The organism is Thermodesulfobacteriota bacterium, assembly GCA_040754335.1.
Lineage (GTDB): Bacteria > Desulfobacterota_D > UBA1144 > Nemesobacterales > UBA2774 > 2-12-FULL-53-21.
On the sequence record JBFMCV010000002.1, the window covers coordinates 630,460 to 643,989 of the forward strand.

Annotated in this window: 11 protein-coding genes; 8 read left to right on the forward strand and 3 right to left on the reverse strand. The window is 53.1% G+C overall.

Annotated elements, in window-relative coordinates; genetic code table 11:
- Positions 1-314 precede the first annotated feature (314 nt).
- From AB1598_06340 to AB1598_06355, 4 genes are all read left to right on the forward strand, one after another.
- On the forward strand, positions 315-1,607 hold the full coding sequence (locus tag AB1598_06340) for an MFS transporter (GenBank protein MEW6144623.1): 1,293 nt from the start codon (positions 315-317) through the stop codon (positions 1,605-1,607).
- Between the two features lie 662 nt (positions 1,608-2,269).
- The gene (locus AB1598_06345; GenBank protein ID MEW6144624.1) at positions 2,270-2,632 is read left to right on the forward strand and encodes a metalloregulator ArsR/SmtB family transcription factor; all 363 of its coding nucleotides are present in this window, start codon (positions 2,270-2,272) and stop codon (positions 2,630-2,632) included.
- Positions 2,629-3,090 carry an arsenate reductase ArsC gene (locus AB1598_06350; protein ID MEW6144625.1) on the forward strand — a complete coding sequence of 154 codons (462 nt, stop codon included), beginning with the start codon at positions 2,629-2,631 and terminating at the stop codon, positions 3,088-3,090. The genes AB1598_06345 and AB1598_06350 overlap by 4 nt, the downstream gene beginning before the upstream one ends.
- Positions 3,091-3,349: 259 nt before the next feature.
- On the forward strand, positions 3,350-4,018 hold the full coding sequence (locus AB1598_06355) for an MIP family channel protein (protein ID MEW6144626.1): 669 nt from the start codon (positions 3,350-3,352) through the stop codon (positions 4,016-4,018).
- Between the two features lie 426 nt (positions 4,019-4,444).
- Here AB1598_06355 and AB1598_06360 read toward each other — a convergent pair whose 3' ends face one another.
- Positions 4,445-4,570: a hypothetical protein gene (locus AB1598_06360; protein MEW6144627.1), complete on the reverse strand. Its 126-nt coding sequence runs from the start codon at positions 4,568-4,570 to the stop codon at positions 4,445-4,447.
- A gap of 540 nt (positions 4,571-5,110) precedes the next feature.
- Here AB1598_06360 and AB1598_06365 point away from each other — a divergent pair.
- Complete coding sequence (locus AB1598_06365; GenBank protein ID MEW6144628.1) at positions 5,111-5,677, forward strand: hypothetical protein; 567 nt, start codon at positions 5,111-5,113, stop codon at positions 5,675-5,677.
- Positions 5,678-6,231: 554 nt separating this feature from the next.
- Here AB1598_06365 and AB1598_06370 read toward each other — a convergent pair.
- Together AB1598_06370 and AB1598_06375 are read right to left on the reverse strand one after the other, a co-directional pair.
- The gene (locus AB1598_06370; GenBank protein ID MEW6144629.1) at positions 6,232-7,113 is read right to left on the reverse strand and encodes an SDR family oxidoreductase; all 882 of its coding nucleotides are present in this window, start codon (positions 7,111-7,113) and stop codon (positions 6,232-6,234) included.
- Between the two features lie 782 nt (positions 7,114-7,895).
- Complete coding sequence (locus tag AB1598_06375; protein ID MEW6144630.1) at positions 7,896-8,060, reverse strand: hypothetical protein; 165 nt, start codon at positions 8,058-8,060, stop codon at positions 7,896-7,898.
- A 996-nt stretch (positions 8,061-9,056) separates the two neighbouring features.
- Here AB1598_06375 and AB1598_06380 point away from each other — a divergent pair.
- From AB1598_06380 to AB1598_06390, 3 genes are all read left to right on the forward strand, one after another.
- Entirely contained in the window at positions 9,057-10,085 is a 1,029-nt protein-coding gene (locus AB1598_06380) for an alpha/beta hydrolase (GenBank protein ID MEW6144631.1), read from the forward strand.
- Positions 10,086-12,060: 1,975 nt separating this feature from the next.
- Positions 12,061-12,918, forward strand: coding sequence for a hypothetical protein (locus tag AB1598_06385; GenBank protein ID MEW6144632.1), 858 nt, complete (start codon positions 12,061-12,063; stop codon positions 12,916-12,918).
- Positions 12,915-13,496, forward strand: coding sequence for a hypothetical protein (locus AB1598_06390; protein ID MEW6144633.1), 582 nt, complete (start codon positions 12,915-12,917; stop codon positions 13,494-13,496). The genes AB1598_06385 and AB1598_06390 overlap by 4 nt, the downstream gene beginning before the upstream one ends.
- The last annotated feature ends 34 nt before the right edge of the window (positions 13,497-13,530 follow it).

A 13,530-nucleotide genomic window follows, 5' to 3' on the forward strand; every position in this document is an offset into this window, starting at 1 on the left:
CTGGTTGGGTTGAACAGATTGATTTAAGGTACCCCCTCACCCTGGCCCTAATTTGGTTTAATCAGAATTGAGCCTGTTGTTGATGTGCTCCATTGCCACTGTTCAAAGGCGACCGATTGCTCTTATTCATCGCAATTGTTCCTCGGAGTGGAGAGGGAAATGAAAGGAAAAATCCTCCCTACCCCTCCTTTGCCAAAGGAGGTAATTGAATAGCAAAGGATGAGATTGCCCCCGGATCGGTGTCCGGGGCAGGCGGGGCTCATTCTGAGCCTCGCAAAGACAGATCGAAACCGGATTCCGGATCGGGCGCGGGAATGACAAATTTGTTGTCGGCGGTTAAGCTCTTGCGGCGTGGAGGAGCTATCGTCGTGACCGGCAGCCGGAGATCGGGATTTATCCGGATACTCCCTCTCTATATAGTGATATTCGTGGGGTTTTTCGGCTACAGCCTGATGATAACCATATTCACGCCGCTGATACTCGACAACAGCGGGGGCATCCTCGACTCGCTCCCGTTCAAAGTCGACAGGTCAGTGGTGCTGGGCGTGCTGCTCATGCTCTATCCGCTGGGGCAGTTCCTGGGCTCCCCCGTGCTGGGCGCGATGTCGGACAGGTTCGGCAGGAGGCCGATACTGCTCATCTCGCTGGTTGTTATCGCGTTATGCTATGCCCTCTTCGCTTTTTCGCTCCAGATGAGCAACCTTCCCGCCGTGATGATTATCTCTATCATAATGGGGCTCGCCGATGCGGACATAGTGACCGCGCAGAGCGCGATCGCTGACGTGAGCACGCAGGAGAACAGGAGCAGGCTGTTCGGATACATATACCTGAGCGCGAGCAGCGCATACGTCGCGGGACCGCTCTTCGGAGGGAAGCTCGCCGACCCGTCGATACTGCCCTGGTTCGATTACGCGACGCCATACTGGGCGGTTTTCTTTCTCCTCATTCTCACGGTCTCGCTGACCTTCTTCGTGTTCAGGGAGACGCGAGTGCCCGGGGAAGGGGCTAAGACGGGCTACTTCGAAGCCTTCACGAACATGCTGACAATATTCTCGCCCGGGCGTATCAGGATCATTTATCTCGTCAACTTTCTCATATACTTTTCCATATTCGGGTTTTTCCGCTCATATCCGATGTATCTCGTGGACCGCTACCACATGGACGTGGGCAGGGTGTCCGACTTCATAGCATGGGTGGCGGTGCCGATAGTGTTCGCCAACCTGTGGCTGACGGGGTACCTGGCGAAGCGGTTCCAGCCGCGGAGGATAACCATATACTCGACGCTGCTCTTCGGGGTACTCACGTTTGCGATAATCCTCCCCTCGCGCGAAGGGGCGCTATGGGTGACGCTGTTCCTGCCGGGCCTCGCGCTCGCCGTGGCGCTGCCCGCGTGCGCGTCGATGCTGTCGCTCATGGTGAGCGCGGACGAGCAGGGGGGCGTGCTCGGGAATAACCAGTCGCTCCAGGTTGGGGCGGAAGCGCTCTCGGGGTTCGCCGCGGGGCTTCTCGCGGCGATCGTCATAGAGATGCCGCTTATGGCGCTGGCAGGAGTTGCGGTGTTTGCCGCGGTTCTCCTGGCTGTGGAGGGGAGGAAAAGAGAAGGATGAGATTGCCGCGGTCACCAAAAGCGTAATTTGGCTCGTGTGACCCTCGTGCATAAATTGATGAGCGTGCTTACCGTCGGCCGATAGTGATCAGTTCTTACACACGTTCAGAACCGTTCCTCGCAAAGACAAAAACTACAAATCCTCCCTAACCCTCCTTTTTCTAAGGAGGGAATTAAAATAAAAGGCGATATTGCCGCGCTTCCGACTTCGTAAATAAACTCCGCCGGACAAGACGTTCGCAATGACAGAGATTGAGGTAAACCCCCACCCGTGCCCTCCCCCTTGAGAAAGGGGGAGGGAATTCAAGGTATCGCGGCTGGAAGCCGCTCCTACAGTTTATTAAAGACTGGATTCCCGATAGAGATTTAGTTTATTTCACTAAGTCTCATAGATAATAGACATCTAAGCAATTAGCCAGCAGTGACCGATTGCAAATTTGTATTGATGTGCCTCTTGCCAACTATAGTAACACCCCAATAATCAGCCGGTAGTGACCAGTTCTTACGCCTGCTCAGAACTGTTGCTCACAACTGTTCCCCCTCCATTGAGGGGGAGGGAAATGAAAGATGCGTCAATTGGCACCTGAACGGACTCAGGGCTGAGCAACGGTTAACCTGATACCCTCATCTTGCTTATTACGTTATTTCTGCTATAGTAGAAATATGAAACTAAAGAGGCAGAGGAAAAGCGTAGAGCGCCTGGCCGACATGATATCAGCCATGGGGAACGAGCATAGGCTCATGATAATGAGGCTCCTCCTGCAATCCCACCCGGAGGGCATGGTAGTGGGGGACATACAGTCGGAGCTGGGGATACCGGGCTCCACGCTGTCCCACCACCTGGAGAAACTGAAGATAGCGGGGCTCGCGAGCGTCAGGAGGGAGAGCCAGTTCCTGAGATATAGGGCCGAGGCGCAGGCGCTCGGGGAGATTCTCGCGTTCCTGTTCTCCGAGTGCTGCGCGCGCAGCTCGCTCATAGAGGCCGAATCATTTATTTCGTTCTGCAGGAAGGAGAGCAAATCATGATCAGGCAGAAGGTGCTTTTCGTATGCGTCCATAACTCGGCGCGGAGCCAGATGGCGGAGGAGCTGCTGAGGAAGATCGCGGGGGACAGGTTCGAGGTCGAAAGCGCAGGGCTCGAGCCGGGGAAGCTCAACACGTACGCGGTCGCCGCGCTCAAGGAAGAGGGGATAGATATTTCAGGGAAAGAGACCGTGTCCGCGTTCGACCTGCTCAAGCAGGGGCGCTATTACACGTACGTAGTAACCGTATGCGACGAGGCTTCGGCCGAGACCTGCCCGATATTCCCCGGATGCAGGGAGAGGCTCCACTGGAGCTTCCCCGATCCGTCGAAGTTCACAGGAACCGACGAGGAGATCATGGAGCGGGTGAGGGAAGTGAGGGACCGGATAAAGGACAAAATCGCCGAATGGGTCGCGGACGTCGGAAGAGAAAATAAAAGAAAGGGATTGAAAGCGGTCTGACTCCGTCTCTACACGCTAAAGGGGTGATACCCGTTCAACCCTTCGATCCCCCTACGACTCATAACATGCGGTCGACGTGCCGAAGTCAGGGCGGACGGGTCTTCTTGGATGGATGAATGAGAGGTAACACCCCCACCCTGTCCCCCTTCGCCGAGGCTTCGGGGGACATGCCCTCCCCCCTTGATAGGGGGAGGGAAATGATATCAAGATGTCTAATTCAACATTTTGCTAGTCTTATTGAGAGGAGGATATATCCGGGATGAAGGAGTCTGTTCGTCTCTATTTCACGGAAGGGCTCGGGACGTTTTTTCTCGTATTCGCCGCAACGGGCGCAATAATCGTAAACGGTTTATACGAAGGCGAGATCACGCACGCGGGCGTGGCGGCGGTCTGGGGGCTCACGGTGATGTCGGTAATCTACGCCGTCGGGGACGTCTCGGGCGCGCACATTAACCCCGCAGTCACGCTCGGGTTCTGGATAGCGCGCAGGTTTCCCGGAGAAAGAGTCGCACCCTACATCCTAAGCCAGTGCGCGGGGGCTATAGCCGCAAGCTTCGTGTTATCTCTTTTGTTCGGAAGGGATACGAACCTCGGGGCGACGGTGCCCGAAGGACCGGAAATGCAGTCGTTCGCGCTCGAGATACTGCTCACGTTCTTCCTCATGTTCGTGATACTGAGCGTGGCCGCGGGGAGCAAGGAGAAGGGGATAATGGCCGGGATCGCGATCGGGGCGGTAGTGGGGCTCGAGGCGATGTTCGCGGGTCCGGTATCGGGAGCGTCGATGAACCCGGCGAGGTCGCTCGGGCCCGCGCTCGTTTCGTTTCACCTCTCGCATCTCTGGATATACCTGACGGCGCCGCTCATCGGGGCAGCGCTGGCGGTGCCGGCGTTCGGGGTTGTTTACGGGCGGGCGAGCGGAGGGGAATAAAGAGAAAGGATGAGATTGCCGCGGTCACCAAAAGCGTAATTTGGCTCGTGTGACCCTCGTGCATAAATTGATGAGCGTGCTTGCCGTCGGCCGATAGTGATCGGTTCTTACACACGTTCAGAACCGTTCATCGCAAAGACAAAAACTACAAATCCTCCCTAACCCTCCTTTTCCAAAGGAGGGAATGAAAGGCACAAGGCGAGATTCCCGATAAAGGCACTCGGGAATGACAAACATCGTAAGGTAAATCCCCACCCTTGATTATTTTGGTTCAAGCGATATCGAACCGATGTCATGCAGCTTTCCTGCCCATGTTCGACAGCGACCGATTCTTCTAATTTGGCTTCAGCAACATTGGGATGATGGATAATACGTCCGTGCACTCAACCAGGTGCAACCAATTCCTCACAAGCTCGGAATTGTTGCTCAGAATCGTTTGTGAATGTCGGGAAAGCCTACGTCCTTCGACCCTTCGACTTCGCTCAGGACAGGCGCGCAGTTCTGGGCGGGCTCCATTATGTGGCCAAAGCTGAAATGCGACATTGGGATCATATATGAGCGCAGATTCTGCGCCTCGGGACGAACGGGTTGGGTTGGATTGATGAGTGTAAGGTACACCCTCACCCTATCCCTCTCCCCTCCTGCTGAGGGAGAGGGAAATTAAAGTAAGGTATCGCGGCTGGAAGCCGCTCCTACGGACATGATGCAAGATAAGCATGAGATTGCCGCGATTGGCTTTGCAACCTCGCAATGACAAATAATATGCCCTTCGTCTGCACGATATGTGCGCACGGGCGTACGGCCTTAACCGGTTCATACTTCGACCCTTCGTCCTTCGACAGGCTCAGGATGAACGGAGCTCAGGACAGGCGTGCAGATTAGCGTTATCCTGTCTTCAGTGTTTGGCGAAATGTAAGAAGTGACAGAAGAATCGGATATAAGCGCAGTTTCTGCGCCTCAGCACGAGCGGGTTATAAAGAAAAATCCTCCCTAACCCTCCTTTTTCTAAGGAGGGGATTTTATATGCGGACGGGATTTGTGATAATATTAGGGGCGAGCGGTAAAAGACTCTACATATCAGAGAGGTGATATATGGCAAGAACAGCGTTCGCATTGCTAGCGGTAATCGTATCGGCCGTATTCTCCTCCGCGTCCTTCGCCCAGCAGGATGCGGGGAGCCCGTACAGCTTCCTTTTCGTCCAGACGGCGACGTCCATGTCGTACAAGGACGGGAAGATGACTCTGAAGAACGTCTCGCCGTCGATGGTGTTCTTCGCCGACAGGCCGGAGAGGATAGCCGGGCATTTCCCGACTACACATTTCCTCAAGATGTGGGACGTGGGGAAGGACAGCTTCAAGAACGACCCGCCCAACGCCAACGTATCCATAATCGGCGACAAGGAAGGCGCTAAGGACACGGACGTAGTCGTCGAGCTCATGAACCCGATGTTGAGCAAGGAAGGGGACCTCACATACGACGTGAAGGTGCTAGACGGGACCATGCCTGCCGAGGGCGGGCTCACGTCGCTCTTCATAGACTGGTGGGTCGCGCCCGACGGGGCGATATGCCACTACAACTGGTACACGGGATACAGGGTGTGCCGGTTCCCCGGGCCATACTACTGGGGACCTTATCCGAGGCCCTACTGGTGGTATTGAGAAGGGACTGCTCCAACAAGGTTACGCGCTATCCGGACGCTTGAACGGTCGCGGAGAGAACGGCACCCCAATTTCGATGATGTCCGGAAAGAATCGATCTTCTTGATTGAACGGATAATAATGTAAACCCCCACCCACACCATTTTGGTTCAGGCGTGGTTGAGCCGTAATTCAGCTCCTTTCTTGCCTTTGTTGCAAGAGCGACCTACTGCTCGCTTGCTCGCAGCAGTCCCCCTTTAAAAAGGGGGAGGGAATTAAAGGAAAGGGAGGGAATGAAAGGTATCGCGGCTGGAAGCCGCTCCTACAGATAAGATGCAAGATACATGATGCAGGATAAGAGATGAGATCCTGAAACGATCCTGAAATGATCCCGGATCGTGGTCCGGGACGTGGTTCAGGACATGGTTCATGATGACAATGATATTTGATTCCCGTTTTTAAACTTTCGTTAATGTCAAAACATTAAATCCTCCCTAGCCCTCCTTTTCCAAAGGAGGGAATTGAAAGCAAGGATGAGATTGCTTCGCTACGCTCGCAAAGACAGGTGTTTTAAATCACCTCTTCGATTTGGATTTCTTTTTGAGGAAGAGGGAGAGGTTGTCGTCGACGAACTCGTCGAAAGTGCGGGGCTGCTTCTCCGTAATTTCGTAGAAGGTGTCGGTGACGACGTCGCAGAGGCCCTCGCTCACGAGCTTGTATAGCTCGGTCACGGCTTCGGCCATGGTTTCGGGCACGCCCGATTCAATCATTTCTTTCCTGAATTCTCTGGGCTTCACGTCCACGTATGCGATCTTCTTGCCGACGGCGTTGGACAGGACTTCGGCTGCGTCTTCACAGCTCAGGGATTCGGGGCCTGTCACGGTCAGTATATTGTTCTTATGCCCGTTCTCGGTCAGCAGCCTTGCTATCAGCCTGCCTATATCCCTTACGTCCACCCATCCGCACCGCGCGTCTCCGAACGGCAGCCTGAATTGCTTCTGCTCCTTTATCTGCTCCGCGTAGAGGTTCGTGAAATTCTGCATGAATATGTCGGGACGGACTATGGAGTGCCGGATGCCCGACTGCTCGAGGTACTTTTCCGCTTCGCCGTGCCATCTGAGAAGGCGGGAAGAGGAGTCCGGGTCCGCGCCTATTGCGGAATACTTTACGAGGTACCTCACGCCCGCTTCCCTAGCGGCGTCGATGAAGTTCCTCTCGAGCCTGAACTGGTCTTTGGTATTGGGCGGAAGGAGGAACGCATGTTCTATTCCTTCCATAGCTCTCTTGAGAGAATCGGGTTTCCCGAAATCCCCTTTGATGAGCTCGACTTTGGAGGACTTGAGACCCGTAACTTTATCAGGGTCTCTGACAAGCGCGCTGAACCTGTATCCCCATTTCGTCAAACGCCTGGCGACTCTACGGCCGGTTGTGCCCGTAGCGCCGGTCAGCAATATCATATTGTTCACCCCAACTACTTCTCGGCTATGGCACTAGTGTATCAGATAAATCACACGGTTGGGAAGGGGGCAGAAAAAATGAACTCCGGGCGCGAGCTGAATGAGGCATGATAAAAAAACACCCCGTCCCCCCCTTTCTGGCGGTAAAGGGGAACGGAGTGCTGTAAAAAAATCGTTGTAAGGCGGTTTTTATTTCTTCTTATTCTCTCCCTGCTTCCGGCGTACGGAAGGGGCTACATCAGGAACGAGTAATCGCCTTGACTCGCGCGATCTGTAATCTGGATGTGATGGAATTGGAAAAGGGAAATAACAACAAGTGTGTATATATTACCGGTTTCGAATATCCTCCTCCGCGATTCTTGCCGTGATAAGCGATCCTTCTCTTTATCGCTATCTATCGGATCTCTTATTCGTTCCTATCTAATCGCTATCCTTACCTCCGGTTGTTAGATTACGTGCATTCGCATATATTTAATGAACACTCCGCGTCATGCAGCTCGCGCCCGATCATTAAAACCTAATGCCATGCTATCATTGCCTAATTCTGTAATTCACAGGCCGGAAAGCCCGTTCCGGTAACGCAGGTAAGACAAGCATTATTTTTAACGGAATTCGCCTCCGTGTCAATAGATTGCATCACAAATACAGAAAGTAATTAATCTGATTTGATTAACGAATATTACGGCATGTTAAAACTGAAAAACCCATAACTAGCTGTACGCGCGCATAATTTTGCGTATATAACGGGCTCTCCGCCCGGGATGGTGCCGCTTGCCCTTCGATCATTCGGGCAGGCCTGAAGCGGGATCAAGTATGAGCTTGTCCTCCCGACGTTTCGAGAAATCGAACAAATCGAGAAGCGAGTTCGCGCGGTTATCGAAAGAAATTTCCGTAAGGCGCCTGCCCTTGAGCCAGTTGTCCTCGATGAAGCGAGTGATGGTCGACAAGCTTCCGGCTTCCCGGCTACGGCTCGGGCCTTCGCCGAGACGAGCGTGAAGACTACACCGTACAGTCCGGCTTCGCCCTTCGGGCTTCGACGGACAGGGCGCGAATGGGTTTTCTTTAATGAATGAAATGTGACACCCCCATCCTCACCTTCCCCCTTTTTAGGGGGAAGGAATTATAAGGAAGGGCGAACGGGTGGGGTTTGCTGCTAGTTTAGTAGAGTAGGTGCGGGAGATCGGATATGAGAAAGGATTCTGCGCTGTTAAAGCGGGTTCTAGGATACGAGGCTTAAGGTCACGTCGGCTTCGTTAAGTTTTTATAGATTCGGCATGAGTTGATATAAAGCATATATAAAATATGAAGGCTAAGCGACTGTCCCGCATATATATAATAGTTAATATAAATTATTAAAGGTTCAGCTTGAACAGTTTCCAATTTACTTTAAGGCATACACCGCAGGCGGTGAGGATTCACTTTAAGTTTGTTGAAGGAAATGACGAGGAGATGTTCATGCGATAGACATAATGGATTAATACCCGTTCAACCCTTCGATCCCTTTGCGGCTCAGAGCCTTCGGGCGACGTGACGCAATCAGCACGAACTGGTTTATCACCCCCATCCTGCCCTGATTGGATTTATGCAGCACTGAGCATGAAGTTGATTGGCTACATCAGATCCGTTGTAGGTTCGACCGGTTCTTACGCACTCTCAGAACCGTCCCTCCAGGGGGAAGGAATTATTATAAGAAAGGGCGAACGGGTTTTCTTGGATAGATGGATGAAAGATGACACCCCCACCCTGAATTGATCCCGTATCAAGTACGGGACATGGTTAAGCATGACTGATTTTTTTTAAGGTACACCCCCACCCGAACCCTCCCCCTTGGGAAGGGGGAGGGAAATACTAATATACAAGCGCAGGTTCTGCGCGTCAGGTGTTTATGAGACGGTATAATGTATTAGTAGCCGTAATCGCAAACCGGGAGGGGGGATAATACAATGAAAGTAGCTGGAGAGATGCGAATAGACGGATGGCTTAGGGTCACGCTGTTGCTCGTCATGCTATTCTTCGCCGCGGCGGGATCCATCGGGGGGTGCAGCGGCGGCGGGACAGGTGGACTACCGGGCGGCGGAGGGGACGGGGGAGGAGCCGGGATAGACATAGAGCCGGGGGGGACGCTCGCTGACGAGCCCGAGACATATTTCTACGTCGAGGGCGGTACGGACAGGCAGACGCTCGACCTATACCGCATTCAGGACATATCTTCGCCGAGGCCGGCTTTGGTATGGTTCCACGGCGGGGGATGGGTTATAAATTCGAAGGAGAACATAGAGGGGATAGCGTTCGACATCGCCGAGGCCGGGGGTTTTCACCTGGTGTCGGTCGGGTACAGGCTCGCGGGGCAGGGGGCTGAGGACTGGCCGGGGATAGTGCGCGAGGTGAAATCCGCTGTCAGGTGGCTGAAACTGAATGCGGAAGAGCTCGGGATCGATCCCGACGCAATTATAGTTACGGGGGAATCGGCCGGGGCGCATCTGGCGGCTATGGTCGCGCTGTCTGCGGGCGTCGGGAACCTCGAAGGTACTGTGAACCCCGGGGCATCGAGCGATGCCGCCGCCGCTGTGTTGTTTTACGGCCCATACGATTTCAACACGATAGTGGACGAGGCGCTGGAAGTGCTGCTCACGGGACAGTGCGGGGTGGAGCTGAACCCGCTCCCGATTTGGGCACTCCTGGAATGCCCGGTGCCGGGCGATATACAGGACCCGCTGAGCGGGTGCCAGCAATCTGACCTCGACGAGGCGAGCCCCGTGACGCACGTCGATGCCGGAGATCCGCCCGTATTTATCGCGGCGGGGACGGATGACTGCTTCGTGCCGTGGATGCAGGCGCTCGATCTCGAAGACGCGCTCGACGCGGCAGGCGTAACGAACGAGGTGTCGATCACGGAAGGCGGCGAGCACGATGCGGACAGTCTCGACGTGACTCCCGCGCAGGTGATAGAGTTCCTGAGCGGCGGGGAATGAGCGACCCTAATGCCGCTATTGCGTTTGTTAATCGGAGAGGTATTTGGGGGACCGGGCTGTGAGGGTCATGTCCTAATCCCGCTATTGCATATTTATGCGGGAAGGACGAGCAAAAGGGGGTATAGGGCAGTCATTTCGGGCAGTTTTCTATTGCCGCTATTGCAATCTCTTTTTCTTCATATTTCCTGCTTAATATGTTCGTAATGATTTAAATTATAAGATGGATCCCGGCGTGAGCTGAAGTAACTCCTTACCGCTGCCCGGGACATGTTTCAGGATTACTTATTTATTTTCAAGGTACACCCCCGCCCGTACACTCCCCCTTGAGAAGGGGGAGGAGGGTTAAAGGAAAAAGGAATCGCGGCTTGTCTGTCCCGGCCTGTCCTGAACTTGGTTCAGGAACATGACCCGGGAACTCGCTCCTACAAATATTTTAAAGATGTTGATTCCCGATAGGTGTCGGGAATGACAGAAAAAAATCCTCCATGACCCTCCTTTTTCAAAGGAGGGAATTAACTGCAAAGGATGAGATTGCCACGGCTCCTGCACGTATGGTTTCTGCTAGGGAAGGCCCGTTCATGCTTCGACCCTTCGTCCTTCGACAGGCTCAGGATGAACGGAGCTCAGGACAGGCGTGCAGATTAGCATTATCCTGTCTTCAGTGTTTGGCGAAATGTAAAAAGTGACAGAAGAATCGGATATAAGCGCAGATTCTGCGCCTCAGCACGAACGTGTTTGTTGGTTGCAGTATTAAGCAGAGGATACGCGGAGGGATCGTATATGAGCGCAGGTTCCGCGCCTCAGTGCGAACGGGTATGGTTGAATTAGTGAATGAAAAGTAACACCCCCACCCTTAACCCTCCCCCCTTAAGGGGGAGGGGAATAATTTTAAAAAACGAGATTCCCAAAAAACATTCGGGAATGACAGAAAAAGGATGAGATTGTCGCGGCTCCCCCTTTGCCATCCTCCTCCGCCAAGGCTTCAGGGGACAAGCCCTCTCCCTCTCAATAGGGGAGAGGGGATTAAAGGAAAAAAGGAATCGCGGCTGGAAGCCGCTCCTACAGTTTATTGAAGGCGAGATTTCCGCGCCTGCGACACACAAGACTTCGTATGCTCGCAATTACAGGTGTCAAGTAATTCGGGGACGAAAGTTGTCCAATCAGAATACATAAGAAAGCAATATATTTTTCTTCTTTTCCTTTCCTGAAACAAGTTCAGGACAGGGATGAAAAGAAGCAAAAATCATCCGACAGAACAGAATTATGCTAAAAATCTTGTGTTTAAGCTAAAATCTTTCAAATGGAAAGCTGAAAGATTTTTTTACGCTTAAACACGCAATTTTCTTAACGCAAATTCTGTAATGTCGGGAAAAGGCTCCGTCCTTCGACGGGCTCAGGACGAACGGGTTGGGCTCCGTTAACAATTCGTGCGAAGGAAGTGGATGGAATCGAATATGAGCGCAGATTCTGCGCCGCCGATTATGTGAATGTCGGGAAATACAAACCCGCCTTCATTAGATGCTATCCAGAAATATTCCAGCCGCGAATTAGTTAACATCTACAGCAATGACAAGAACAGTAAAGTACACCCCCACCCAATTTCCCTTCGCCGAGGCTACAGGGAACATGCCCTCCACCCCTTGATAAGGGGGGAGGGAATTGAAATGTGATCGCGGCAGGATGCCGCTCCTACAGTTTATTAAAGGCATGATTCCCGATGAAGACGTTCGGGAATGACAAAAATATTATTAATGTACACCCCCACCCAGACCCTGAATGGATCCTGAATCGAGTTCAGGACATGGTTCAGGGCAGGCCCTCCCCCTCACTAACGTAAGGGGGAGGGATATTTATATCATCCTTCGACCCTTCGACAAGCTCAGGACAGGCTCCTGCTCAGGACTAACGGGTTTAAAAAACGAATCCTCCAAGTTTTGACAACCGGGGCAAGGGACGGAATATTAGTCGGGTGAATATGAGCTTGACCGAATATCTGGCAGTCGGCTTTCCGCTCGTGACGGGCGCGGTGCTGGCCGCGTTCTTCCCGATAAGGCTCAAGGACTATTTCGTCGAGGGCGAGATACAGAAGCTCGGGCACGGGCTGACTCCTTATAAATTCAAGCCGAGGCATTACCTCGGCATATTCGTTATATATATCCTCTCGGCCGCGTTCCTGAGCGTGGTACAGGCTTATCTCCTCTGGAACGCCGCACCGGATAAGCCCGGTCTCAGGCTGTCGTACAGGTTTTCCGATTACTTCCTCTACCCGGTATTTCCTTCGTCTCTGATGGCGGTGCTCCTGATGCTGTTCGTGTTCTCCTACCTCTACGCGAGGCGCGGTGAGGACGACGTGAGGAAATTTCTGCTCAGAACCTACGACGGGTGGCCGCTTTATAAGGAGATACCGAGATTCAAGCCCGTGGCGCTCGCGGCGGGTATCCTGTGCACGGCGGTCAATTTACGCATTTATAATATATATCTGAACGTCACCGATAATGGCATTGTGTATAACAGTCTCATGAGAGTGAAGCCCGTCACGATCCCGTACGATGAAATCTGGTGCTTCGAGGTCGTGGAGCACACGGGCAGGGAGGAGGGCCGGAATCCCTTCACGCTCAGGATCAAGACAAATGACTTAAAGAATACGATGACAAAGACATTCCTCCTTAACAGCGGCAACATTATCAATGATATCGATAAAATAATTAATACCTCGCAGGAGGCCGGCGGTTACGCCGATGTCGTTATAATCAGGGAAGGCATGGACAATTCGAAAGTGGTCTGGGGGTCTCTCCTGGACGGAAAAAATGATCGACGGGGGACATTGCAATGAGGAAATTCGTAGGGGCGCTCGTGTTTATGCTCGCGGTGGGGATAGGGGCGTTTGCGGACGAGGGGTACGAGAGGTACTTGAACATCGGGTTCGGGTACACGGTGAAGTATCCGAAGGACGTGTTCAGGATCGACAAGCAGCTCGACGACCAGTCGGGTATAACGCTCCTTTCCAATAACAAAGACGCGGACATGAGGGTCAGGGCGGAGAACAATACGTTCAACACGACGCTGAAATACGAGTACGAGAACCTCCAGAGCCCGGAGGACAGGTTCAAGGTGATATACGAGGGGCAGCAGTGGTTCGAGATCTCGGGGGTGAGGAACGGGGAAGTGTATTACATAAAGAAGATGCTAAAGAATAACGTGTATTATACGCTCGAGATCGAGTACCCGGAGGCGAAGAAGGACTTCTACAGGCCGATAGTGAACGTGATCTCGGAGTCGTTTCTGGTGACGGGGAAGTGCGGGGGAGGAGGGGGAGGGCAATCGCAGCAGGATGCTGCTCCTACGAGAAGAAATTACGAGATCCTGAAACGATCCCGGATCGGTGTCCGGGATATGGTTCAGGATGACTGATTTATTTTTAAGGTACACCCCCACCCTGAAACAA

Bases quoted from the DNA above. Each gene is read 5' to 3' on its own strand.
- AB1598_06360 (MEW6144627.1), bottom strand. From the start codon at position 4,570: ATGATCCCAATGTCGCATTTCAGCTTTGGCCACATAATGGAGCCCGCC.
- AB1598_06340 (MEW6144623.1), top strand. From the start codon at position 315: ATGACAAATTTGTTGTCGGCGGTTAAGCTCTTGCGGCGTGGAGGAGCT.
- AB1598_06390 (MEW6144633.1), top strand. From the start codon at position 12,915: ATGAGGAAATTCGTAGGGGCGCTCGTGTTTATGCTCGCGGTGGGGATA.
- AB1598_06365 (MEW6144628.1), top strand. From the start codon at position 5,111: ATGGCAAGAACAGCGTTCGCATTGCTAGCGGTAATCGTATCGGCCGTA.
- AB1598_06385 (MEW6144632.1), top strand. From the start codon at position 12,061: ATGAGCTTGACCGAATATCTGGCAGTCGGCTTTCCGCTCGTGACGGGC.
- AB1598_06355 (MEW6144626.1), top strand. From the start codon at position 3,350: ATGAAGGAGTCTGTTCGTCTCTATTTCACGGAAGGGCTCGGGACGTTT.
- AB1598_06370 (MEW6144629.1), bottom strand. From the start codon at position 7,113: ATGATATTGCTGACCGGCGCTACGGGCACAACCGGCCGTAGAGTCGCC.
- AB1598_06350 (MEW6144625.1), top strand. From the start codon at position 2,629: ATGATCAGGCAGAAGGTGCTTTTCGTATGCGTCCATAACTCGGCGCGG.
- AB1598_06380 (MEW6144631.1), top strand. From the start codon at position 9,057: ATGAAAGTAGCTGGAGAGATGCGAATAGACGGATGGCTTAGGGTCACG.
- AB1598_06345 (MEW6144624.1), top strand. From the start codon at position 2,270: ATGAAACTAAAGAGGCAGAGGAAAAGCGTAGAGCGCCTGGCCGACATG.